Genomic DNA, 22,469 nt, shown 5'->3' with positions numbered 1-22,469 from the left:
CAACCCCTTCCCGGCTGTTTAGTGTAGACCATTGACCTGGCGAGGGGAGAAACGGCGGCCGCGGGGAAGCACATCCTCGCGGCCGCCGGGCGGGTTATTGCGGCGACGGCGCGGCATCGTCTGCCGCTTTTTTGCCTTTCGCTTTGCCTTTGCCCTTACTGAAGGATTTTTTCGCCCCGCCAGGCGCCACCAGACCGCGGAACTGGCGCACCGGCGTGCTGCGCGCCTGCTCGATCAGCTGATACAGCGTCCCCACCAGCGGCTGCATAAAGTCCTGATAGCGGCACTGTTTCTCGCTGATTTGCGTCAATACCGACTCCCAGTGGGCGGTCATGTCCGGTCGCCCGGCCATCTCCGGCAGGGAATGAATCAGCGCCCTTCCGGCCTCCGAGGAGTGAATATAGCGCCCCTTTTTGCTCAGGAAACCGCGCTTAAACAGCAGTTCGATAATCCCGGCGCGGGTTGCTTCGGTGCCGAGGCCGTCGGTGGCGCGGAGGATCTTCTTCAGATCTTTATCCTGCACGAAGCGGGCAATCCCGGTCATCGCCGACAGCAGCGTGGCGTCGGTAAAGTGGCGCGGCGGCTGCGTCTGGCGCTCCACCACCTCGCCCCTCTCGCACAGCAGTTCATCGCCTTTGGCCACCACCGGCAGCGGCGTGCCGTCGTTCTCTTCATCGCGCTCTTTGCTGCCAAGCAGCGTCCGCCAGCCCGCCTCGGCCAGAAAACGCGCTTTAGCGACAAATTTGCCGTTGGCGATCTCAAGGTCAATCTGGCATTTACGGAATACCGCGTCAGGGCAGAACTGCATCAGATACTGCCGGGCGATCAGGGTGTAGACCTTCGCTTCGTTATCGGTGAGTTTGACCTGGCTGCTGCGGGCGGTCGGGATAATCGCATGGTGCGCGTCGACCTTTTTATCATCCCAGCAGCGGTTGCGGATCTCCGGATCCACCACCGGCTGCGGCAGCAGATCCGCCGCATGGACGGCAATCGCATTCAGCACCGCATGGCGGCCGGCGAAATGCTCTTCCGGCAGGTAGCGGCTGTCCGAACGCGGATAGGTGATGAGCTTGTGGGTTTCATACAGCTTCTGGCAGATATCCAGCACATTTTGCGCGCTGAAGCCGAAACGTTTGGCCGCCTCAATCTGCAGCGCCGACAGCGAAAACGGCAGCGGCGCGGGTTCGGAATCGCGCTTATCGTTATAGCCGGTCACCAGCGCCGGCTGGCCTTCGATACGCTTAACCACGTGCTCGGCCAGCGGACGATGCAGCAGGCGCCCTTCTTCATCCTGGTAAGGTTCGCAGGCTTCGCTCGGCACCCAGGTCGCGACAAAGCGCTCCTCCTGCGGCGTGACGATATGCGCTTTGACGTCGAAGAAATCTTTGGCGACGAAGTTTTCAATCTCTTCATCGCGGCGCACCACCAGGCCGAGCACCGGGGTCTGCACCCGCCCCACGGAGAGCACCCCCTGATAGCCGGCGTTGCGCCCCAGCAGAGTATAGGCCCGGGTCATATTGATGCCGTACAGCCAGTCGGCGCGCGCCCGCGCCAGCGCCGACACGCAAAGCGGCACAAACTCGCTGTTGGCGCGCAGGCGGTTGATCGCCCGCTCCACCGCCTGCGGGTTGAGATCGTTTATCAGACAGCGCTGCACCTGCTGGCGCTTCTCCGGCGCCAGCTGCAGGTAGTCGAGGACCTCGTCCACCAGCAGTTGGCCCTCACGGTCGGGGTCGCCAGCGTGGATAACCTCCTCGGCGTCGCCGAGCAGGCGCTTGATCACATTCAGCTGTTTGGTGACCGAAGGTTTGGGCTGCAGCTGCCATTTCTCCGGCACAATCGGCAGGTCGGTGAGATTCCAGCGGGCATAGCGACTGTCATAGACGTCCGGCTGCGCCTGCTCCAGCAGGTGACCGATACACCAGGTCACCACCTGCCCGTTGCCGCACTCAATATAGCCATCGCCTTTGCGGTGCGGTTTAGGCAACACATCGGCGATAGCCCGACCGAGACTCGGTTTTTCTGCAATAAACAACCGCATCGAATCAACGGATCTCGATCATCGATCGCCCGCCACGGGCGGTCACCAGCTCGCCGATGGCGGCCAGCTTAATACCGAACTCCGCCGCGGCGGCCTGGACTTCCGCCTCCGCCTCCGGGGTCACCGCCAGCAGCAGACCGCCTGAGGTCTGTGGGTCGCACAGCAGATCGCGCCACGCCGTCGGCATCTCGCCCATCAAATGGCCGTAGCTGGCAAAGTTGCGCCCGGTGCCGCCCGGCACCGCGCCGGCGGCGATATACTCCTCCACCCCCGGCAGTTTCGGGATATCGGCATAGCGCAGTTGCGCCTGCACGCCGGCCCCGCGGCACACCTCGCTGAGGTGGCCGAGCAGGCCAAAGCCGGTGACGTCGGTCATCGCCTTCACCCCGTCGATAGCGGCAAACGCGGCGCCGGCGAGGTTCATCTGGCACATGGTCTCCGTCGCCAGCCCCTGATGCTCTGGCTTGAGCAGCGATTTTTTCTCCGCGGTGGTCAGCACGCCGATCCCCAGCGGTTTGGTGAGATACAGTTTGCAGCCCGCCTGCGCGGTGCTGTTTTTCTTGATGCGCTCGGTGGGCACCACGCCGGTGACCGCCAGACCAAAGATTGGCTCCGGAGCGTCAATGGAGTGGCCGCCCGCCAGCGCGATCCCGGCCTGCTGGCAGGCAAAGCGCCCGCCCTCCACCACGTCGCGGGCGATTTCCGGCGCCAGGGTGTTGATCGGCCAGCCGAGAATGGCAATCGCCATAATCGGTTTCCCGCCCATGGCGAAAATATCGCTGATGGCGTTGGTGGCGGCAATGCGGCCAAAGTCGAACGGATTATCGACAATCGGCATAAAGAAGTCGGTGGTGCTGACGATTGACGTGCCATTACCAAGATCGTAAACGGCGGCATCATCGCTGGTTTCGTTGCCGACAAGCAGGTTCGGGTCGACAAACTTCGCCTGCTCGCTATGCAGGATGGTTTCCAGCACTTTCGGGGAAATTTTACAACCACAACCGGCTCCGTGGCTGTATTGCGTTAAACGAATGGCTTGCTCGCTCATGGACATCTCCTGTCATTGCAATCCCGCTATGTTAGCGCCCAAACGTCAGGGTGGTAAGTACGACAGTCTGAAATCGCGTATGGTTGCTCATTAAGCAGACAAAAAGCCGTTTTTGCGAGACGCGGCAATTTTTTCCCGACCATTTTCACTTTTACTTAAAGATGACAGAAATGTGACAACCCAGGACTGTCTTCTCTGGAATGATTATGACGTAAGGAAATTCTAATGAAAAAGCGTGTTCTTGCCCTTTGCCTGGCCAGTTTCTTCTCCGTTAACGCCTTCGCGCTGGTTCCCCCCGGTAACGATGTCACCACCAAGCCCGATCTCTACTATCTGACCAATGCCCAGGCCATCGACAGCCTGGCGCTGTTGCCGCCGCCGCCGGCGGTGGGCAGTATCGCGTTCTTAAACGATCAGGCGATGTATGAGCAGGGGCGCCTGCTGCGCAACACCGAGCGCGGGAAGCTGGCGGCAGAGGATGCCAACCTCAGCGCGGGCGGCGTGGCTAACGCCTTCTCCAGCGCCTTTGGCTCGCCGATCACCGAAAAGGACGCGCCGCAGCTCCATAAGCTGTTGACCAATATGATTGAAGACGCCGGCGATCTGGCGACCCGCGGCGCGAAAGAGAAGTATATGCGCATTCGCCCGTTTGCCTTCTACGGTGTCTCCACCTGCAACACCACCGAGCAGGACAAGCTGGCGAAAAACGGCTCTTACCCATCCGGGCATACCTCCATCGGCTGGGCCACCGCCCTGGTGCTGGCGGAGATCAACCCGCAGCGGCAGAACGAAATTTTGAAGCGCGGCTATGAGCTCGGCGAGAGCAGGGTGATCTGCGGCTATCACTGGCAGAGCGATGTCGATGCGGCGCGCATCGTCGGCTCCGCGGTGGTCGCCACGCTGCACACCAACCCGGCCTTCCAGCAGCAGTTGCAGAAAGCCAAAGACGAATTCGCCAAAACGCAGAAGTAACGTCAGCGCCGTTGCATTCCCGGAGGCGGCGCCTGGCGCGCCTTGTCCGGGCTACCTTTGGGGCTGCAGGCCGGGTCAGGCGCGAGCCGCCACCCGGCGAAATAACGGCGCAATCGTAAATTTCCCTGCTCGCGCTGCGCTTAGCAGGGCTACCACTCCTGTGTTATGTCCGGGCAGATGGCGCTCCCGATATGTCTTCTGCGTTATGTCTGGCATGGCGCAGGGAGCGCACAGGGGGCGGCCAGTCGCCGCCGCCCCCTGTACCCCCGGGCTCCGGCCAGCAAAATCGCCACTGCGTGGTCCCTTCGACTTATCCCTGCAGGCTTCGGGTCGGGCCGAGGCAGCGTCCGTGCAAAACACGGCCCTCAGCCCGCATCCATGCGGGCTGCCCCGGCCTTCCGGGAACGTCTCAGCGATTTTGAGGCCGCCAGCACCGGCAGTTTCAGTCGCACAAGTGGGTAAATTAACGGCTGGCTGCACGGACCCTCCAGGCCGGGTAAGGCGCAGCCGCCACCCGGCGTAACACGCGCTGACTCAGAATCGCGTCACAAACGGCGCGGTATCCGGCAGGGCAATGGTGGTTGAGGCTTTCAGCTGCGGCGTGCCCAGATAGAGGAAGCCGACGATTTTATCCTGCTCGCGGCACTCGAAGCCGGCCCGCACCACCGGGCTCTCGGTCAATGCTCCGCTGCGCCAGATGCCGTTGAATCCCTGGGCCAGGGCCGCCATCTGCATCGCCATCACCGCGCAGCCAGCGGACATCTCCTGCTCCCAGCGCGGCACCTTCGGGTGGTCTTCACAGCGCGCCACTACGGTAATGATCAGCGGCGCGCGAAACGGCGCATTGCGGGCTTTCTCTATGCCCTTCTCATCCTGGCCGGCCTCCCGGGCCCCCTTTTCCAGCAGCTGACTAAAGCGTTCGCGGCCGTCATCGGCGATAATGAAAAAGCGCCACGGCTGCAGGGTGCCATGATCCGGGGCGCGCAGCCCGGCGCGCAGAATGTTTTCCAGCTGTTCGCCGGCCGGGGCCGGTTCCGCCAGGCGGGAAGCGCTGCGGCGATTAAGCAGTAGGTCGAGAGCATCCATCTGTATAACTCCTGTGATGTCATTTTTCATAAAATTAACATGCACAAGGATTTTGTTACAGCGCGGTCGGTGATTCCTGCTGACAACCGACGGCTCACTCTTTAGGATAGCCAGACGCGGCGGCCCCTGCGGCCTGCCCATTTTTAGATAACGTTAGGGAGAATACATGCGAACCCTTTGGCGACTGATTGCCAGCTTTTTTAAATGGACGTGGCGGATACTCAACTTTATTCGCAAACTGGCCCTCAATGCGATCTTCCTGGTGCTGGTGCTGGTGTGTATCGGCATCTGGAGCCAGTTCAGCAGTACCACCAGCGAACATGCCGCGCGCGGCGCGCTGCTGCTGGATATTACCGGCGTGGTGGTGGATAAACCGTCCGCCAGCAGCAAGCTCGGCGTAATTGGCCGCCAACTGTTTGGCGCCAGCTCGGACCGTCTGCAGGAGAATTCTCTGTTCGATATCGTGCAGACCATCCGTCAGGCGAAGGATGACCGTAATATCACCGGTATTGTGCTGGATCTGAAAAACTTCGTCGGCGGCGATCAGCCCTCCATGCAGTACATCGGTAAAGCGCTGCGCGAATTCCGCGACAGCGGCAAACCGGTGTATGCCGTCGGCAGCAGCTACAGCCAGGGCCAGTACTACCTGGCGAGCTTTGCCAACAAAATCTGGCTCTCTCCGCAGGGCGAGGTGGACCTGCACGGCTTCGCCACCAACGGGCTGTACTACAAGTCGCTGCTGGATAAGCTGAAAGTCTCCACCCATGTCTTCCGCGTCGGCACCTATAAATCCGCCGTCGAGCCTTTCATTCGCGATGACATGTCCCCTGCCGCCCGCGAAGCGGACAGCCGCTGGATTGGCGAACTGTGGCAGAACTACCTCAACACCATCGCCGCCAACCGGCAGATCACCGCCCAGCAGCTCTTCCCGGGCGCCCAGGGCATTATCGATGGCCTGCGTAAGGTGGGCGGCGATACGGCGAAATATGCGCTGGACAATAAGCTGGTGGATGAGCTGGCGACCTCCACGGAAGTGGAAAAGGCGCTGACCAAACAGTTTGGCTGGAGCAAAGCGGATAACAATTACCGGGCGATCAGCTATTACGACTACAACGTGAAGACACCGTCTGACCAGGGTTCCGCCATCGCGGTGATCTTCGCCAACGGCGCCATCATGGACGGCGAGGAGACCCCGGGCAACGTCGGCGGCGACACCACCGCTGCGCAAATTCGCGATGCGCGCCTCGACCCGAAAATTAAGGCCATCGTCCTGCGCGTCAACAGCCCGGGCGGCAGCGTGACCGCCTCGGAAATCATTCGCGAAGAGCTGGCGGCGGCCAAAGCCGCGGGTAAACCGGTGGTCGTTTCAATGGGCGGCATGGCGGCCTCCGGCGGCTACTGGATCTCCACGCCGGCGGACTACATTGTCGCGAACCCAAGCACCCTCACCGGCTCCATCGGCATCTTTGGGGTGATCAACACCGTGGAAAACACCCTCGGGTCGATTGGCGTCCATACCGACGGCGTCGCCACGTCGCCGCTGGCGGATATCTCCAGCACCAAAGCGCTGCCGCCGGAAGTGCAGCAGCTGATGCAGTTGAGCATTGAGAACGGCTATCAACGCTTTATCACCCTGGTAGCTAACGCGCGTAAGAGCACGCCGGAGAAAATCGACCAGATTGCCCAGGGCCACGTCTGGACCGGGGAAGATGCCAAAGCCAACGGTCTTGTCGACAGCCTCGGCGACTTCGACGACGCGGTGGCCAAGGCCGCCGAGCTGGCGAAGCTGAAAACCTGGCACCTCAACTACTATCAGGAAGAGCCCACCTTCTTCTCGATGGTGCTGGACAGCCTGACCGGTTCGGTACGCGCCTCGCTGCCGGCCGCCATTCAGGCCTGGCTGCCTGCGCCGGTGGCCGCGGCAGCCGAGACGGTGAAAGCCGAAAGCGACAAGCTGGCGGCGTTTAACGACCCGCAGAACCGCTATGCCTTCTGCCTGACCTGCGCCAACATCCGTTAATACGCAGCGGCTGCCCCGTCTCCCGGGGCAGCCTTTTTTCCGCACCTGCCAGCGCCGCCACAAAGCGAGCGGCCAACACTGTATTTTTTCCTCCGTCTCTTTATACTGCGCCTGTCTACGACCAACCTAAGCGATGCTATGCAAAAAAAATCGATTTACGTTGCCTACACCGGTGGGACCATCGGTATGCAGCGCTCTGAACACGGCTATGTACCCGTTTCCGGCCATCTCCAGCGTCAGCTGGCGCTGATGCCTGAGTTCCATCGCCCGGAGATGCCGGACTTCACGATCCATGAATACCATCCGCTGATGGATTCATCCGATATGACCCCTGAGGACTGGCAGCACATCGCCGACGATATCCGCAGCCATTACGAGGAGTATGATGGCTTTGTGATCCTCCACGGTACCGACACCATGGCGTTTACCGCCTCTGCGCTGTCATTCATGCTGGAAAACCTCGGCAAACCGGTGATTGTGACAGGGTCACAAATCCCGCTGGCCGAGCTGCGCTCCGACGGCCAGATCAACCTGCTCAATGCCCTGTACGTCGCCGCCAACTATCCGATTAACGAAGTGGCGCTGTTCTTCAACAATCGGCTGTTCCGCGGCAACCGTACCACTAAAGCCCATGCCGACGGCTTTGACGCCTTCGCCTCGCCAAACCTCGCGCCGCTGCTGGAGGCCGGGATCCATATCCGCCGTCTCGGTACCCCGCCGGCGCCGCAGGGCCGCGGTGAGCTTATCGTGCACCCCATCACCCCGCAGCCGATTGGCGTGGTGACGATTTACCCCGGCATCTCCGCCGACGTGGTGCGTAATTTCCTGCGCCAGCCGGTGAAAGCGCTGATCCTCCGCTCCTACGGCGTCGGCAATGCGCCGCAGAATGGCGAGTTTATTCAGGTGCTGGCGGAAGCCAGCCAGCGCGGCATTGTGGTGGTCAACTTGACGCAGTGTATGTCCGGGAAAGTGAACATGGGCGGCTATGCCACCGGCAATGCCCTCGCCCAGGCGGGAGTCATCAGTGGTTTCGATATGACGGTGGAAGCGACGCTGACCAAGCTACACTATCTGCTGAGCCAGCAGCTGGACGTTGACGCCATTCGCGCGGCGATGCAGCAGAATCTGCGTGGCGAACTGACCCCTGACGAAGCTTAAGGAGGACGTATGGCGCATCGAGCGCTGTTACTGGTTGATTTGCAGAACGACTTCTGCGCCGGCGGCGCGCTGGCGGTTCCTGAAGGCGATAGTACCGTCGAGGTGGCCAATGCGCTTATCGACTGGAGCCTGGCGCGCGGCGAGCCCATCGTCGCCAGCCAGGACTGGCACCCGGCGGATCACGGCAGCTTCGCCAGCCAGCACCAGGTGGAGCCCTACACCGTGGGCGACCTGGATGGCCTGGCGCAAACTTTCTGGCCGGATCACTGCGTTCAGCACAGCGAAGGCGCGGCGCTGCATCCCCTGCTCAAGAAGCAGGTCATCGCCGCCGTGTTCCACAAAGGGCAAAACCGGGTCATTGACAGCTACAGCGCTTTTTTTGACAACGGTCACCGGCAGAAAACTGAACTGGACGGCTGGCTGCGTGGTCAGGGGATCGTGGAGCTGACCGTGCTCGGCCTCGCCACCGATTACTGCGTTAAGTTCACCGTGCTGGATGCCCTGGCGCTGGGCTACGCGGTCAACGTCATCACCGACGGCTGCCGCGGGGTGAATCTTCAGCCGCAGGACAGCAGCCAGGCGTTTATGGAGATGGCCGCCGCAGGCGCCACGCTCTATACCCTCGACGACTGGCGGGAAACCCACGCCTGATCCCTTCCCCGGCGCGCCCGCGCCGGGGCTTCTTGTGCCGCTTCGCTATCGTCCATAAATTGAACTCTCTCGCAGTTTCAACAGGTTATTGCTGGTAGTCTGGCAAGGCTGTTTTTTCGCCACGCCATTTCCGTGGCGCGGTTATTTTTTTAAGTCAAAGAGGAACCACTATGAAACGTTTGCCCTTGCTGGCAGCCTTGCCCCTGCTTTGCGCTTCCGCGCTCTCTGCCCAACCGCTGATGTCCGTCGGCTATTTCAACGGCGGCGGCGATGTCACTGCCGGGCCGGGCGGGGATATCGACAAGCTGGACGTCCGGCAGATCACCCATCTCAACTACTCGTTTGGCCTTATCTATAACGATGAAAAAGACGAGACCAACGCAGCCCTGAAGGATCCTGCTCATCTGCACGAGATCTGGCTGTCGCCGAAGGTGCAGGCGGATCTGCAAAAGCTCCCGGCCCTGCGTAAACAGAACCCGGACCTCAAAGTCCTGCTGTCGGTCGGCGGCTGGGGGGCGCGCGGTTTCTCCGGCGCGGCGGCAAGCAAAGAAACCCGGAAGGTGTTTATTCAGTCTGCGCAGGAAATTGTTGAAAAATATGGTCTGGATGGGATTGACCTCGACTGGGAGTTTCCGGTCAACGGCGCCTGGGGGCTGGTTGCCAGTCAACCGGCCGATCGCGATAACTTTACCGCGCTGTTAAAAGAGCTGCGCGCAGCGTTTGGTACCAGGAAACTGGTCACTATCGCCGTGGGCGCCAACGCCGAAAGCCCGAAAAGCTGGGTGGACGTTAAAGCGATTGCGTCATCGCTCGACTACATCAACCTGATGACCTACGACATGGCCTACGGCACGCAGTACTTCAACTCGAACCTGTATGACTCCAGCCACTGGCCGACGGTCGCCGCGGCGGATAAATACAGCGCCGATTTTGTGGTCAACAATTACCTGGCCGCCGGGCTTAAACCCAGCCAGATGAACCTCGGAATTGGTTTTTATGGCCGGGTGCCGAAACGGGCGGTCGAGCCGGGGATTGACTGGAGTAAAGCGGATGCGCAAAAGAACCCGGTCACCCAGCCCTATTTTGGTCCACAGCAGATCGCGCTGTTTGCCTCGCTGGGCTATGACCTGAGCAAAGACACCTACGTGAAATACAATGATATCGTGGGCAAATTGCTCAACGATCCGCAGAAACGCTTTACCGAGCACTGGGACGATGAGGCGAAAGTCCCGTGGCTGTCGGTGCAGTCCGCGGAGGGCAAGCCGCTGTTCGCCCTCTCCTACGAGAACCCGCGCTCGGTGGCCATTAAAGCGGACTACATCAAGGCGAAAGGCCTCGCCGGAGCGATGTTCTGGGAGTATGGCGCCGATGACCAGAACCAGCTGGCCCGCCAGCTGGCGGAATCGCTGGGGATCAAACACTAATCGCGGCTGTTCCGCCGCATCGCCGCCGCCGGGCGGCGTGACGCAGGCAGCATCGCCGGCAATGCAGGTATATCGCGCCGCCCGGGATAGGTTATGATGCCTGTTATCCGCTGCGCCAGGGGCTGGCGCAGCTTAACCGTTTGACAGGAGGCAGGGGGCCATGGCCTATATCCCCAAAAATTACGCACGTCTGGAAGTGGGTTACCGCGAAAAGGCGCTCAAGCTCTTTCCCTGGGTATGCGGACGCTGCTCACGGGAGTTTGTCTACTCCAATCTGCGCGAGCTGACGGTGCACCATATCGATCACGACCACTCCAATAACCCGGAAGATGGCAGCAACTGGGAGATGTTGTGCCTTTACTGTCACGATCACGAACATTCCAAGTACACCGAAGCCGATCAGTATGGCTCCACGGTGGTAGCGGGCGAAGATGCGCAAAAGAGCGTCGGCGAGGCCACCTACAACCCGTTTGCCGACCTGAAAGCGATGATGAATAAAAAGTAAGCGAAGCGACTGACCGCCGGGCGCGGTCGTTGACGCTACCCTTGTCCGGCGCCGGATCACCCGACGCCGGAACGTCTCCCCGCCGGGCGGCGGTTTATTGCAACTTCACGGTAGCGATCGGCTTCGGCACGATGCCGAAATCTTCCTTCAGCTGCTGTTTGCTCTTCATCACCATCTGCCCACGGGTGTCGATGGTCATATGCTGGGCGTCGGTGTTATACCGGGCCTGCCACAGCATCACCAGCTGCAGGCTATTTTCCTTCTGCTCCGGCGTCAGCGCCACGCCATCCGGCCATTTTCCCAGCTCTACCGCCGTCGCCAGACGCTGATACACTTCCGGGGTCATGCTGTCGATAATTTGCTCAATATCCATCTTCCGCTCACCTCCACCTGGAATAATTTGCTGAATCGTTTCTTCAGCCCTTAATCTGCTCGCCGTTCTGCTCATCGGTGAAGCTGAGCGACGCCGAATTGACACAATAGCGCTCGCCGGTCGGCTGCGGGCCATCCGGAAACACGTGACCGAGATGGGCATCACAATTTCCGCAGCGGATCTCAATGCGCTGCATGCCGTGGGAGCTGTCGTCCAGATAGCGAATGGCCTCTTCGCTTACCGGCTCGTAGAAGCTCGGCCAGCCGCAGCCGGAGTCGTATTTGGTCTGGGAGTTGAACAGCGGCGCATCGCACACCAGGCAGTGATACACGCCATTTTTCTTGTTGTGCAGCAGCCGTCCGGTGAAAGGCGGTTCGGTGCCATGATGTTGGGTCACGTAAAACTGCATTTCGCTCAAGCCGTTTTTCAGCTCTTCCGGGGAGGGTTTATTCGCCATGGGCTTACATCTCGCTTTGCAATGGACAACTTTCGCCCCAATTCTAACAAAACATTAACAATGAAGCGTACACTTTTGTTCTAAACTTATCCGGTGCCCACAGGCAGCCAGATAATTGTGACTTAAATCACGTTTTTATCTTAAACGCCCTTTAAAATTCCGCGCGCAGCCCCCATATGGAATTGGGCTCAAAGGGAGAGTGAGGCAAATCAATCGCGCAAGGTGTGCTCAGGATTGATTTGTCGCAATGATTGACACGATTCCGCTTGACGCTGCGTAAGGTTTTTGTAATTTTACAGGCAACCTTTTATTCACTAACAAATAGCTGGTGGAATATATGACTATCAAAGTAGGTATCAACGGTTTTGGCCGTATCGGTCGCATTGTTTTCCGTGCTGCTCAGAAACGTTCTGACATCGAGATCGTTGCAATCAACGACCTGTTAGACGCAGAGTACATGGCTTACATGCTGAAGTATGACTCCACTCACGGTCGTTTCGACGGCACCGTTGAAGTGAAAGACGGTCATCTGGTCGTTAACGGTAAAAAAATCCGTGTTACCGCTGAACGTGACCCGGCTAACCTGAAGTGGGACGAAGTTGGTGTTGACGTTGTTGCTGAAGCAACCGGTATCTTCCTGACCGACGAAACCGCTCGTAAACACATCACCGCTGGCGCGAAAAAAGTCGTTCTGACTGGCCCGTCCAAAGACAACACCCCGATGTTCGTTCGCGGCGCTAACTTCGACACTTACGCTGGCCAGGACATCGTTTCCAACGCATCCTGCACCACCAACTGCCTGGCACCGCTGGCTAAAGTCATCAACGACAACTTCGGTATCGTTGAAGGCCTGATGACCACCGTCCACGCAACCACCGCTACTCAGAAAACCGTTGATGGCCCGTCTCACAAAGACTGGCGCGGCGGCCGCGGCGCAGCTCAGAACATCATCCCGTCCTCTACCGGCGCTGCTAAAGCTGTAGGTAAAGTACTGCCAGAACTGAACGGCAAACTGACCGGTATGGCGTTCCGCGTTCCGACTCCGAACGTATCCGTTGTTGACCTGACCGTTCGTCTGGAAAAAGCAGCGTCCTACGAAGAAATCAAGAAAGCTATCAAAGCCGCTTCTGAAGGCGCAATGAAAGGCGTTCTGGGTTACACCGAAGACGACGTTGTTTCTACCGACTTCAACGGCGAAGTTTGCACTTCCGTGTTCGATGCTAAAGCAGGTATCGCACTGAACGACAACTTCGTTAAACTGGTTTCCTGGTACGACAACGAAACTGGCTACTCCAACAAAGTTCTGGACCTGATTGCCCACATCTCCAAATAAGTTGAGATGAAAAAGTAATCTGTAAGAGCGACTTCGGTCGCTCTTTTTTTTGTCTGCAGAGATAGGATTGCACAATGATAAATAAAATTTTTGCTCTCCCGGTGAATGAAACCATTTCACCCGTTATCTCCCGTCGCCAGCTGGACGACCTGGAGCTGATTGTCATCGACCATCCGCAGGTGAAAGCCTCTGTGGCGCTGCAAGGGGCGCACCTGCTCTCCTGGAAACCCGCCGGTGAAGTAGAAGTCCTGTGGCTGAGCAACAACACCCCATTTAAACAGGGCGTCGCCCTGCGCGGCGGCGTGCCGATTTGCTGGCCGTGGTTTGGCCCATCGGCGCAGCAGGGCCTGCCGTCGCACGGCTTTGCCCGCAACCTGCCGTGGACCCTGGAAGGGCATGATGAAGACGACAGCGGCGTGATGTTGACCTTTGCGCTGCAGAACAGCGCTGAAACCATGAAGCTGTGGCCGCATGAGTTCACCCTCTATGCCCGCTTCAAGCTGGGTAAGACCTGCGAAATCGAGCTGGAAGCCCACGGCGAATTCGAGACCACCTCTGCCCTGCACAGCTACTTCAACGTTGGCGATATCGCGGCGGTGAAAGTGAGCGGTCTTGGCGAGCGCTATATCGATAAAGTGAAGAACGCCGAAGAAGGCGTTCTGAACAACGGCGTGCAGACCTTCCCGGATCGTACCGACCGCGTCTATCTCGACGCCGAAGGCTGCAGCGTGATCCACGACGACGCGCTCAGCCGCACGATCGACGTGGTGCATCATCATCAGCACAACGTGGTGGCCTGGAACCCGGGCCCGGCGCTGTCCGTCAGCATGGGCGACATGCCGGACGATGGCTATAAAACCTTCGTTTGCGTCGAAACCTGCTGCGTGACCCAGCCGCAGAAAGCCAGTGAAGAGACCCCGTCTCGCCTGGCGCAAACCATCAGCGTGAAAAAACGCTAACCGCAAAAAGCCCCGTTTATCACGGGGCTTTTTCTCTTCTCCACCTGGATGCGCTGTGGGTTAAACCATATCCAACCGGGTTTTCCGCGGCGGCGGCGGATAGAGGCGATCCAGCTGCGCAAGCTCTTGCGGGCTGAGAACGATATCAAGCGCGGCGGCATTCTGCACCACATGCTCGATAGTCGCCGCTTTCGGGATCGCCAGCATTCCCGGATGACGAATCACCCAGGCCAGCAGCAGCTGCGCCACCGTCACGCCCCGCGCGTTAGCCATATTGATGATATCGGTATGCTGAAAAAGTCCATCGCGTAAGCGCCCCGCCTGCGCCAGCGGGCAATAGGCCATCACCGGCAGGGTGTGCTGCTGACACCAGGGCAGAAGATCGTATTCAATGCCCCGCGACGCGAGATGATAGAGCACCTGGTTGGTGGCGCAGCGTTCGCCGCCCGCCGTGCGCCACAGCGCCTGCATATCGTCGGTGTCCAGATTGGAGACGCCCCAACGGCGGATTTTGCCCTCGGCCACCAGCCTTTCCATCGCCTCGACCGTCTCCTGCAGGGGGATATCGCCCCGCCAGTGCAGGAGATACATATCCAGATAGTCGGTCTGCAGCCGGCGCAGACTGTTTTCACAGGCGCGGCGGATCGCCGCTCCGCCGGCGTGCCAGGGATAGACTTTAGAGACCAGCGTCACCCGGTCGCGCAGGCCGCGGATCGCCTGGCCCACTACCTCCTCCGCCCCGCCGTCGGCATACATCTCCGCGGTATCGATTACCGTCAGGCCATGGTCGATGCCCGCGCGCAGTGCAGCCACCTCCTGCTGACGCAGCGCCGCGTTCTCGCCCATATACCAGGTTCCCAGCCCGATGGCCGGAACTGCCGCCTGCTCGCCAAAGCATACTGTTTTTTTCACCATCGTCTCCTTCTTCGCGCCCTGCACCACCATAAAGCAAAACAGGGCACGAAGCCCTGTTTTGATGCATAAAGCGCACTGTAATAATGCACAATCAGAAGGTGTAGGTGATCCCGGTTGAGATCAGACCGCTCCAGGATTTGTCCACCATCGGGCTATCGGTGATTTCATCCGACAGACGCGTGTAGCGCGCAATACCGTATACGCTCCAGTCGCCGAGGAAGCGATAGTTGGCCGCCAGCTCCAGATACGGGTTCCAGCTGCTGTCCGGATCGTAGCTGCGCATCCCGCTGCGACGGGACTCATGCTGCGAGACGCCATAGTAGTATTCGTTCTGATTGTCGCTGTTCCACTCGACGCCAATGCCCGGCGTCAGCGTCAGGTTCCCGTTGGTGTAGCGGTACAGCCAGGCGAGATCCCAGTTGATGCCGTTGCTGTTATCCAGCGTATCGCCGGCAATCGTCGTGCGCAGGAAGCCATAGGGCGTGTTGTGGACATAAGAAAGACCGGCCATCACGGTCGATTTACGCTTATCCAGGCGACGCATTTGTTCGCTATCGCTGTCGCCCGGCTTGAAGTACATCGGCGACCAGTAGGCCGTTATCGACAGCTTATCGTTGGTGTCATTCCACAGGTAGTAACCCCCGCCCAGACCGTGGAACCAGAAGTTATCGCTCTCATAACTAATGACCGGCACCGGATAAACATCCGCATCATACTGCTTGTACGGATGCTCAACGATGCCGACGCCAGCCCCAAGCGTGAACTTCCCATCGGCATGCGCCGCGCTGGCGGAGGTCGCAATCAGCACGCCGAGTGCCAGAAGTTTGATTTTAGTCACAATCCATATTCCCGTTGTCAAATAATCAGCCCGTGCAGTTTACCGTCGTAGGTCTCATGCCTCAAATTCTTTACCCGATATGACACAAATCGTTCACTTTCCCACCCTTCTCTTACCATCTGGTGACAGCCCGATGACAGCTTCACGTCCCGGCGAATCAAAAAGCGTCTTTTTCAGGATGAGTTATTGATATGTCATTGAAATTGATTTTCTGCGGCATGCAAGATTTCTAAATGCATCTACGCTTAAATTTAGAAGGTGTAATTGCAGGGCACATTCACGCTACCCCACCCGCAACCTGGCATAAGGGTTGCTGGATACCAGGAGAGCGATGTTCAGCTTATGTCTTCCGGGGGCCCCCACTATTCATATGAACGGCTCTCAACCTGTGCTAAAAAACGAAAGGACGGCATGCCATGAATATATTCGATCACTATCGCCAGCGCTATGAAGCTGCCAAGGACGAAGAGTTCACACTGCAGGAGTTTCTTACCATCTGCCGGCAAGATCGCAGTGCCTATGCCAATGCGGCAGAACGTCTGTTGATGGCCATTGGTGAACCCGTCATGGTTGATACGGCTCTCGAGCCGCGGCTATCCCGTCTCTTTTCAAACCGGGTCATCGCACGCTATCCGGCGTTTGAAGAGTTTTACGGTATGGAAGACGCCATTGAGCAGATCGTTTCCTACCTCAAGCATGCCGCCCAGGGGCTGGAAGAGAAGAAACAGATCCTCTATTTGCTGGGACCGGTGGGCGGTGGTAAATCATCGCTGGCTGAACGGCTGAAAGCCCTGATGCAGCGCGTGCCTATCTATGTGCTGAGCGCCAACGGCGAGCGCAGCCCGGTTAACGATCACCCGCTGTGCCTGTTCAATCCGCAGGAGGATGCGCAGATCCTTCAGAAAGAGTATGGCGTCCCTACCCGCTATCTCGGCACCATTATGTCGCCGTGGGCGGCCAAACGCCTGCATGAGTTTGGCGGCGATATCACGAAATTCCGCGTGGTCAAAGTCTGGCCATCGATTCTCGAGCAGGTCGCCATCGCCAAAACCGAACCGGGCGATGAGAACAACCAGGATATTTCGGCGCTGGTGGGTAAAGTGGATATCCGTAAGCTGGAGCACTATGCGCAGAACGACCCGGACGCCTACGGCTACTCCGGTGCGTTGTGCCGCGCCAACCAGGGGATCATGGAGTTCGTCGAGATGTTTAAAGCGCCGATCAAGGTGCTGCATCCGCTGCTGACCGCGACCCAAGAGGGTAACTATAACGGGACCGAAGGGATCTCCGCCCTGCCGTTTAACGGGATCATCCTTGCCCACTCCAACGAATCGGAATGGGTGACCTTCCGTAATAACAAAAACAATGAGGCCTTCCTCGACCGCGTCTATATCGTCAAAGTGCCTTATTGCCTGCGGATCTCCGAAGAGATCCGTATCTATGAAAAACTGCTCAACAGCAGCGAACTGACGCATGCGCCATGCGCCCCGGGCACGCTGGAAACGCTGGCGCGCTTCTCGATTCTGTCGCGCCTGAAAGAGCCGGAAAACTCGAGCATCTACTCGAAAATGCGGGTCTATGACGGCGAGAGCCTGAAAGATACCGACCCGAAAGCGAAATCCTATCAGGAGTATCGCGACTATGCCGGGGTGGATGAAGGGATGAACGGGCTCTCCACCCGCTTTGCCTTTAAGATCCTCTCAAGGGTGTTTAACTTCGACCATGTTGAAGTGGCGGCCAACCCGGTGCATCTGTTCTATGTGCTGGAGCAGCAGATTGAGCGCGAACAGTTCCCGCAGGAGCAGGCCGAGCGCTATCTGGAGTTCCTCAAAGGCTATCTGATCCCGAAATACGCCGAGTTTATCGGCAAAGAGATCCAGACCGCTTATCTGGAATCCTACTCCGAGTATGGGCAGAACATTTTCGATCGCTATGTCACCTACGCTGACTTCTGGATCCAGGATCAGGAATATCGCGATCCGGACACCGGGCAGCTGTTTGACCGTGAATCGTTGAATGCCGAGCTGGAGAAAATTGAGAAGCCGGCCGGGATCAGCAACCCGAAAGACTTCCGTAATGAAATCGTCAACTTTGTGCTGCGCGCCAGAGCCAACAACAGCGGACGTAATCCGAACTGGACCAGCTATGAGAAACTGCGCACGGTTATTGAGAAGAAAATGTTCTCCAATACCGAAGAGCTGTTGCCGGTCATTTCGTTTAACGCCAAAACCTCAACCGATGAGCAGAAAAAACACGACGACTTTGTCGACCGCATGATGGAGAAAGGCTACACCCGCAAACAGGTTCGCCTGCTGTGCGAGTGGTACCTGCGGGTTCGTAAATCGTCCTGATGCGTCCAGCCCGGCGGTGCGCCGCCGGGCCAACTGCAGCTGAATGATGATAAGTAAAGTTGGCTAATGCAGTACAGGAGGGCATATGACCTGGTTCATAGACCGACGCCTGAACGGGAAAAACAAAAGCGCCGTCAATCGTCAGCGCTTTTTGCGCCGTTATAAGGCGCAAATTAAACAGTCGATCTCCGAGGCCATCAACAAGCGCTCGGTGACCGATATTGAGAGCGGAGAATCCGTCTCGATCCCGACGGACGATATCAACGAGCCGATGTTTCATCAGGGTCGCGGCGGGCTGCGCAACCGCGTCCACCCGGGCAACGACCATTTCGTGCAAAACGACCGCATCGAACGCCCGCAAGGGGGCGGCGGCGGCGGGGGCGGCGGTCAGGGGCAAGCCAGCGCCGATGGCGAAGGGAAGGATGAATTTGTCTTCCAGATTTCGAAAGATGAGTACCTGGACCTGCTGTTTGAAGATCTCGCCCTGCCGAACCTGAAGAAAAATCAGCACCGGCAGCTGAACGAGTTTAAAACCCATCGCGCGGGCTTTACCTCTAATGGGGTGCCGGCCAACATCAGCGTGGTGCGTTCGCTGCAGAACTCGTTGGCCCGCCGGACGGCGATGACCGCCGGCAAGCGCCGTGAACTGCGCGCCCTGGAGGAGGATCTGGAGACCATCAGCCGCAGCGAACCGGTGCAGCTGCTGGAGGAGGAGCGCCTGCGCAAAGAGATTGCCGAACTGCGGGCTAAAATTGAACGGGTGCCGTTTATCGACACCTTTGACTTGCGCTACAAAAATTACGAAAAACGGCCGGAGCCCTCCAGCCAGGCGGTAATGTTCTGCCTGATGGACGTCTCAGGCTCGATGGACCAGGCCACCAAAGACATGGCCAAGCGCTTTTATATCCTGCTGTATTTGTTCCTCAGCCGGACCTATAAAAACGTCGATGTGGTCTACATCCGCCACCATACTCAGGCGAAAGAGGTGGATGAACACGAGTTCTTCTACTCTCAGGAGACCGGCGGCACCATCGTCTCCAGCGCCCTGAAGCTGATGGATGAAGTGGTGCAGGCGCGTTATGACCCGGCGCAGTGGAACATCTACGCCGCCCAGGCGTCGGATGGCGACAACTGGGCCGACGACTCCCCGCTGTGCCACGAACTGCTGGCGAAGAAAATTCTGCCGGTGGTGCGTTATTACAGCTATATCGAAATTACCCGCCGGGCGCATCAGACCCTGTGGCGCGAGTATGAACACCTGCAGGCGACCTTTGATAATTTCGCCATGCAGCATATCCGCGACCAGGAGGATATCTACCCGGTATTCCGCGAACTGTTTCACAAACAATCGTCTAAAAGTGAAGCGTAGTGAAATACTCAGCCAGTGAGTCGGGTGACTTGCTGGCTATTTTCCTCAGACACAAGGCCCGATGGCACAGCCATACATCATGTAAAACGGAAACAACGGGGCCATGGCGACGGCGCCAAGCGAGCTAATCGTTTTGGTCTTATCATTGATTGATACCACAACGGGGTGCGCTAACTGGTAGGCGGCGGCCAGATCTGACGCGTCCGATGCCGTCCAAAACCCTGTCGCTTTAAACAACACCCCGAGGCGATCGTTATCAATCTGCACCGCATGATACTGATTTTCCAGCTCGCTATGCTGCCCGGCATCCAGTTTGCGCTGATCCATCACCACCAGATATTCCGCCGTTACCTCATGTTGTTCCACGACAAAGTTAACCCGCACGCCGGAAGCCTGTTGGTGAAAGCGCTCATAAAAGGTCTTATAACGCTGATATTCCTCAGGCACACCGTCACGGACAAAGCGGTAACTGTATTTCGCTGAGCTGGCGACAATACCGGACTCTGTGGGTTTCATCGCCACAATGGTATCCCGAGGCGGCAAGTTTGGCGCGCTGGTACAGCCTGCGAGCATCGCCACTACGACCAGCGATAAGATATATTTCACCATTTTCAGCCGTTCCTGTTCGCGATTTTTTCTATGACATCTGGCGTTTTTTTAACACTCCAGGTACAAATCCCTAACCCTGTGTATCATAACTGCCTAATCTGCTTCAAACATTCGCGCGATCGTCAGCGTTGAACTGTTTCTACTCTCAGGAGCCTGCTATGACCCCTTTTTATCAATTGACGGCTAACCGCCTGCGCGGACAGCCCCTCTCCATGGTTGACTATGCTGGCAAGGTGGTTCTGGTGGTGAATACGGCCAGCCATTGTGGCTTCACGCCGCAATATGCTGGCCTTGAAGCGCTCTACAAAAAGTACGCGGCTCAGGGGCTGGTTGTGCTTGGGTTCCCCTGCAACCAGTTTGGCAAGCAGGAACCCGGCGGTGCGGATGAAATCGAGCAGACCTGTCACGTTAACTACGGCGTGAGCTTCCCGATGTTTGAGAAAGTGGACGTTAACGGCCCCGCCGCGCACCCGCTGTTTCGTTATTTGAAACAAGCGTTGCCCGGCGTGCTCGGCAAACGGATCAAGTGGAATTTCACCAAGTTCCTCATCGGTCGCGACGGCACTCCCCTCACGCGTTTTGCGCCGTTCACGACGCCGGAGAAAATGGAAGCCGCCATTGTTGCCGCACTCAAACGCTAAGTGTTCCTGTCATTCCACGCTCACCCAACGGTGGCTGGCTGCCCATGCAAGGTAGAGGTCGATCTCACGCGGCCAGCAACCGTCTGTGGTTGGCCTAACTTCCGCCTGCCCGACACGCAGCCTACAGCGGCGACACGGCCTCAACCTCATGCTGAAACACGTAGGGGTCGGAGAGCAGTTCGAATACTTCGTCGTCCGGATAGGTGACCGCGACGTGATAGTCTTCGCCTGCGAAGGCTTTGACCGCCGCGAGATCCTGCCAGTAGGTGGCGAGAAAGAAATGCGCCCATTCGCCCTGGTTTTCCCGGCGCACCAGCGCGCCCCTGTTGCCGGAGATACCCCGGGCGTGTTCCACGCCGGTCCGCTCAAGGTGCTTTGCAAACCCCTCGGCATGTTGCAATGGCACACAGCCGTGCCAGGTCCTGACAATCATTTGCGTTCTCCTGTGGTAATCAACCTCTCACCCTAACATCGACAGGCATTTTTGGGGGAGCGCAACAAGGCGGCGCTGGCAACAACACAAAATTATTTTGCCGGACAGGGATATCCCCTCACTCTGCAGTATTTTCGACTGCGGCGCAGCATTGGGCCGAATATTGCGCGGTGAGTATGACTGTTAGCGGGCGCGGAAAAAATCGTGGCTCGTCAGCCCCGGGGGGTCTTATCGATACACGCCCAAGCCGCGTCCCTTCAGGGCATCGCCAGCCGCTCTTGATGATCCGCAAAGAGAGCGATGAGATGGTCGGCGAGAACCCGCACGCGTCTTGACCCGGCCAGGTCGGAATGCATCACCAGCCAGAGGGTCTGATCCGCGCCGATCTCCGGCTGCAGGCATTGCAGGCCGCTGGCCCGCGCCATAAAGTGCGGCAGGACGCCCAGGCCGAGGCCCGCGGATACCGCGGAAACCTGGGCCACGAGCGTATTGGCTTCGACTTTACACGGCCGGCCGCGCAGGGTGCGCGTGATCCATTGGGCGGCCGGCAGGTGCTGGTGAGTTTCCGGCCACCCCACTAAGTCCGCCTCGCTCAGCGACAGGCTGTCCGCGCCGGCCAGATAGCCGGCGGCGCCATAGACGCCAAACCCCACCGTCCCCAGACGCTTTAACGTCAGATGCCCGGCCTCAGGCTTGACCATGCGGATCGCCAGATCGGCATCCCGACGGTGCAGGTTCACCGGCTGCACGCCGCTCAGCACCTCCACCCGCAGCTCGGGATATTGGTCCAGGAGCCCTTTCAGGGAGGGCAGAATAAAATGCGTGGCCAGGTTGTCCGCGGTGGCCAGGCGGACAACCCCGGCGACATGCCCCTGCAGTTGCGCCGCTTCGCCGAACGCCAGGCCTGCGTATTCCAGCGCCTCAGCCCGCGCGAGCAGGGATTCGCCATCGTCGGTCAGGCGATAGCCGCTCTGATGGCGGCTGAAGAGCGGAACGTTCAACGCCTGCTCCAGCCGATCCAGCCGGCGGGAGACCGTGGCAATCCCCATGTTCATCTTGTCGGCGGCGCCGCTCAGCGTTCCCGCCCGGGCGATGGCGAGGAATATGCGCGCATCATCCCAGTTAAATTCTGCGGTCATCTATTTTCCATTTACGGAAAACAACTCTCCGTTTTCCGCTCTTTTTTATCAGTTTTGCAGGGATGATACTGCACACCACTCGCGGAGACAACCAGGCCATCCGGTCGCCTGCGCTCTCCTCACCTGAACGTCCGCGCACCGCGCGGA

General features: G+C 58.6%; 22 protein-coding genes. 12 read left to right on the top strand and 10 right to left on the bottom strand.

The genetic code is table 11. The features are described 5' to 3' along the window. Positions 1-94 precede the first annotated feature (94 nt). Complete coding sequence (locus ABLU95_RS17255; RefSeq protein WP_348880055.1) at positions 95-2,041, bottom strand: DNA topoisomerase III; 1,947 nt, start codon at positions 2,039-2,041, stop codon at positions 95-97. A 4-nt stretch (positions 2,042-2,045) separates the two neighbouring features. Beyond that, positions 2,046-3,089 (bottom strand): selenide, water dikinase SelD, encoded by a 1,044-nt coding sequence (gene selD, locus ABLU95_RS17250; RefSeq protein WP_348880054.1) that lies wholly within the window; start codon positions 3,087-3,089, stop codon positions 2,046-2,048. 225 nt (positions 3,090-3,314) lie between these two features. Between selD and phoC the strand changes: the two genes are divergently transcribed. Beyond that, on the top strand, positions 3,315-4,061 hold the full coding sequence (gene phoC, locus ABLU95_RS17245) for an acid phosphatase PhoC (protein ID WP_004203793.1): 747 nt from the start codon (positions 3,315-3,317) through the stop codon (positions 4,059-4,061). 534 nt (positions 4,062-4,595) lie between these two features. On the opposite strand, the gene ABLU95_RS17240 is transcribed toward phoC, so the two are convergent. Further along, positions 4,596-5,147, bottom strand: a complete 552-nt coding sequence (locus tag ABLU95_RS17240; protein ID WP_004176531.1) for an NAD(P)H nitroreductase — start codon at positions 5,145-5,147, stop codon at positions 4,596-4,598. Positions 5,148-5,313: 166 nt separating this feature from the next. Between ABLU95_RS17240 and sppA the strand changes: the two genes are divergently transcribed. From sppA to yajD, 5 genes are all read left to right on the top strand, one after another. Further along, entirely contained in the window at positions 5,314-7,167 is a 1,854-nt protein-coding gene (gene sppA / locus ABLU95_RS17235; RefSeq protein WP_004203792.1) for a signal peptide peptidase SppA, read from the top strand. Between the two features lie 138 nt (positions 7,168-7,305). Beyond that, a complete protein-coding gene (gene ansA / locus ABLU95_RS17230; RefSeq protein WP_023289277.1) occupies positions 7,306-8,325 on the top strand; it encodes an asparaginase in 1,020 nt (339 codons plus the stop codon). A gap of 9 nt (positions 8,326-8,334) precedes the next feature. Then, on the top strand, positions 8,335-8,976 hold the full coding sequence (gene pncA / locus ABLU95_RS17225) for a bifunctional nicotinamidase/pyrazinamidase (RefSeq protein ID WP_348880051.1): 642 nt from the start codon (positions 8,335-8,337) through the stop codon (positions 8,974-8,976). Between the two features lie 170 nt (positions 8,977-9,146). Next, a complete protein-coding gene (locus tag ABLU95_RS17220; RefSeq protein ID WP_032452507.1) occupies positions 9,147-10,400 on the top strand; it encodes a glycoside hydrolase family 18 protein in 1,254 nt (417 codons plus the stop codon). Between the two features lie 160 nt (positions 10,401-10,560). After that, on the top strand, positions 10,561-10,905 hold the full coding sequence (gene yajD, locus ABLU95_RS17215; protein WP_002901254.1) for an HNH nuclease YajD: 345 nt from the start codon (positions 10,561-10,563) through the stop codon (positions 10,903-10,905). Positions 10,906-10,999: 94 nt separating this feature from the next. On the opposite strand, the gene ABLU95_RS17210 is transcribed toward yajD, so the two are convergent. After that, entirely contained in the window at positions 11,000-11,278 is a 279-nt protein-coding gene (locus ABLU95_RS17210; RefSeq protein ID WP_004203787.1) for a YeaC family protein, read from the bottom strand. A gap of 43 nt (positions 11,279-11,321) precedes the next feature. Further along, positions 11,322-11,735, bottom strand: a complete 414-nt coding sequence (gene msrB, locus ABLU95_RS17205; protein ID WP_004203786.1) for a peptide-methionine (R)-S-oxide reductase MsrB — start codon at positions 11,733-11,735, stop codon at positions 11,322-11,324. 337 nt (positions 11,736-12,072) lie between these two features. On the opposite strand from msrB, the gene gapA reads away from it, so the two are divergent. Together gapA and ABLU95_RS17195 are read left to right on the top strand one after the other, a co-directional pair. Continuing rightward, the gene (gapA, locus tag ABLU95_RS17200; protein ID WP_004203784.1) at positions 12,073-13,068 is read left to right on the top strand and encodes a glyceraldehyde-3-phosphate dehydrogenase; all 996 of its coding nucleotides are present in this window, start codon (positions 12,073-12,075) and stop codon (positions 13,066-13,068) included. Positions 13,069-13,142: 74 nt separating this feature from the next. Beyond that, positions 13,143-14,027: a D-hexose-6-phosphate mutarotase gene (locus tag ABLU95_RS17195; RefSeq protein WP_065882980.1), complete on the top strand. Its 885-nt coding sequence runs from the start codon at positions 13,143-13,145 to the stop codon at positions 14,025-14,027. A gap of 60 nt (positions 14,028-14,087) precedes the next feature. On the opposite strand, the gene ABLU95_RS17190 is transcribed toward ABLU95_RS17195, so the two are convergent. Both ABLU95_RS17190 and ABLU95_RS17185 read right to left on the bottom strand, forming a co-directional pair. Then, positions 14,088-14,942, bottom strand: coding sequence for an aldo/keto reductase (locus tag ABLU95_RS17190; protein WP_065882979.1), 855 nt, complete (start codon positions 14,940-14,942; stop codon positions 14,088-14,090). Between the two features lie 91 nt (positions 14,943-15,033). Then, positions 15,034-15,780, bottom strand: a complete 747-nt coding sequence (locus tag ABLU95_RS17185) for a MipA/OmpV family protein (RefSeq protein ID WP_023289272.1) — start codon at positions 15,778-15,780, stop codon at positions 15,034-15,036. A 416-nt stretch (positions 15,781-16,196) separates the two neighbouring features. On the opposite strand from ABLU95_RS17185, the gene yeaG reads away from it, so the two are divergent. Together yeaG and ABLU95_RS17175 are read left to right on the top strand one after the other, a co-directional pair. Then, positions 16,197-18,131 (top strand): protein kinase YeaG, encoded by a 1,935-nt coding sequence (gene yeaG / locus ABLU95_RS17180; protein WP_004203779.1) that lies wholly within the window; start codon positions 16,197-16,199, stop codon positions 18,129-18,131. Positions 18,132-18,216: 85 nt separating this feature from the next. Further along, entirely contained in the window at positions 18,217-19,500 is a 1,284-nt protein-coding gene (locus tag ABLU95_RS17175; protein ID WP_012968476.1) for a YeaH/YhbH family protein, read from the top strand. Between the two features lie 45 nt (positions 19,501-19,545). Here ABLU95_RS17175 and ABLU95_RS17170 read toward each other — a convergent pair whose 3' ends face one another. Beyond that, positions 19,546-20,109, bottom strand: a complete 564-nt coding sequence (locus tag ABLU95_RS17170) for a hypothetical protein (RefSeq protein WP_348880048.1) — start codon at positions 20,107-20,109, stop codon at positions 19,546-19,548. A gap of 158 nt (positions 20,110-20,267) precedes the next feature. Between ABLU95_RS17170 and ABLU95_RS17165 the strand changes: the two genes are divergently transcribed. Then, positions 20,268-20,750 carry a glutathione peroxidase gene (locus ABLU95_RS17165; RefSeq protein ID WP_086076164.1) on the top strand — a complete coding sequence of 161 codons (483 nt, stop codon included), beginning with the start codon at positions 20,268-20,270 and terminating at the stop codon, positions 20,748-20,750. A gap of 121 nt (positions 20,751-20,871) precedes the next feature. Here the strand turns inward: ABLU95_RS17165 and ABLU95_RS17160 are convergent, their stop codons facing one another. Then, positions 20,872-21,183: a hypothetical protein gene (locus ABLU95_RS17160; protein WP_044522295.1), complete on the bottom strand. Its 312-nt coding sequence runs from the start codon at positions 21,181-21,183 to the stop codon at positions 20,872-20,874. 91 nt (positions 21,184-21,274) lie between these two features. Here ABLU95_RS17160 and ABLU95_RS17155 point away from each other — a divergent pair, with 91 nt between their 5' ends. Beyond that, positions 21,275-21,370, top strand: coding sequence for a hypothetical protein (locus ABLU95_RS17155; protein WP_261902483.1), 96 nt, complete (start codon positions 21,275-21,277; stop codon positions 21,368-21,370). 70 nt (positions 21,371-21,440) lie between these two features. Here the strand turns inward: ABLU95_RS17155 and ABLU95_RS17150 are convergent, their stop codons facing one another. After that, positions 21,441-22,322, bottom strand: coding sequence for a LysR family transcriptional regulator (locus ABLU95_RS17150; protein WP_261901554.1), 882 nt, complete (start codon positions 22,320-22,322; stop codon positions 21,441-21,443). Positions 22,323-22,469: the final 147 nt, after the last annotated feature.

This window comes from Klebsiella sp. GG_Kp146, from assembly GCF_040061975.1.
GTDB lineage: Bacteria > Pseudomonadota > Gammaproteobacteria > Enterobacterales > Enterobacteriaceae > Klebsiella > Klebsiella quasipneumoniae.
This window is presented reverse-complemented; position numbering and strand designations above follow the sequence as displayed.

Coding starts and splice junctions, on each gene's coding strand:
- pncA (WP_348880051.1), top strand. CDS start 8,335: ATGGCGCATCGAGCGCTGTTACTGGTTGATTTGCAGAACGACTTCTGC.
- gapA (WP_004203784.1), top strand. CDS start 12,073: ATGACTATCAAAGTAGGTATCAACGGTTTTGGCCGTATCGGTCGCATT.
- ABLU95_RS17160 (WP_044522295.1), bottom strand. CDS start 21,183: ATGATTGTCAGGACCTGGCACGGCTGTGTGCCATTGCAACATGCCGAG.
- yajD (WP_002901254.1), top strand. CDS start 10,561: ATGGCCTATATCCCCAAAAATTACGCACGTCTGGAAGTGGGTTACCGC.
- ansA (WP_023289277.1), top strand. CDS start 7,306: ATGCAAAAAAAATCGATTTACGTTGCCTACACCGGTGGGACCATCGGT.
- sppA (WP_004203792.1), top strand. CDS start 5,314: ATGCGAACCCTTTGGCGACTGATTGCCAGCTTTTTTAAATGGACGTGG.
- msrB (WP_004203786.1), bottom strand. CDS start 11,735: ATGGCGAATAAACCCTCCCCGGAAGAGCTGAAAAACGGCTTGAGCGAA.
- ABLU95_RS17220 (WP_032452507.1), top strand. CDS start 9,147: ATGAAACGTTTGCCCTTGCTGGCAGCCTTGCCCCTGCTTTGCGCTTCC.
- ABLU95_RS17150 (WP_261901554.1), bottom strand. CDS start 22,322: ATGACCGCAGAATTTAACTGGGATGATGCGCGCATATTCCTCGCCATC.
- ABLU95_RS17170 (WP_348880048.1), bottom strand. CDS start 20,109: ATGGTGAAATATATCTTATCGCTGGTCGTAGTGGCGATGCTCGCAGGC.
- phoC (WP_004203793.1), top strand. CDS start 3,315: ATGAAAAAGCGTGTTCTTGCCCTTTGCCTGGCCAGTTTCTTCTCCGTT.
- ABLU95_RS17255 (WP_348880055.1), bottom strand. CDS start 2,041: ATGCGGTTGTTTATTGCAGAAAAACCGAGTCTCGGTCGGGCTATCGCC.
- ABLU95_RS17240 (WP_004176531.1), bottom strand. CDS start 5,147: ATGGATGCTCTCGACCTACTGCTTAATCGCCGCAGCGCTTCCCGCCTG.
- ABLU95_RS17190 (WP_065882979.1), bottom strand. CDS start 14,942: ATGGTGAAAAAAACAGTATGCTTTGGCGAGCAGGCGGCAGTTCCGGCC.
- ABLU95_RS17210 (WP_004203787.1), bottom strand. CDS start 11,278: ATGGATATTGAGCAAATTATCGACAGCATGACCCCGGAAGTGTATCAG.
- ABLU95_RS17165 (WP_086076164.1), top strand. CDS start 20,268: ATGACCCCTTTTTATCAATTGACGGCTAACCGCCTGCGCGGACAGCCC.
- ABLU95_RS17175 (WP_012968476.1), top strand. CDS start 18,217: ATGACCTGGTTCATAGACCGACGCCTGAACGGGAAAAACAAAAGCGCC.
- yeaG (WP_004203779.1), top strand. CDS start 16,197: ATGAATATATTCGATCACTATCGCCAGCGCTATGAAGCTGCCAAGGAC.
- ABLU95_RS17195 (WP_065882980.1), top strand. CDS start 13,143: ATGATAAATAAAATTTTTGCTCTCCCGGTGAATGAAACCATTTCACCC.
- selD (WP_348880054.1), bottom strand. CDS start 3,089: ATGAGCGAGCAAGCCATTCGTTTAACGCAATACAGCCACGGAGCCGGT.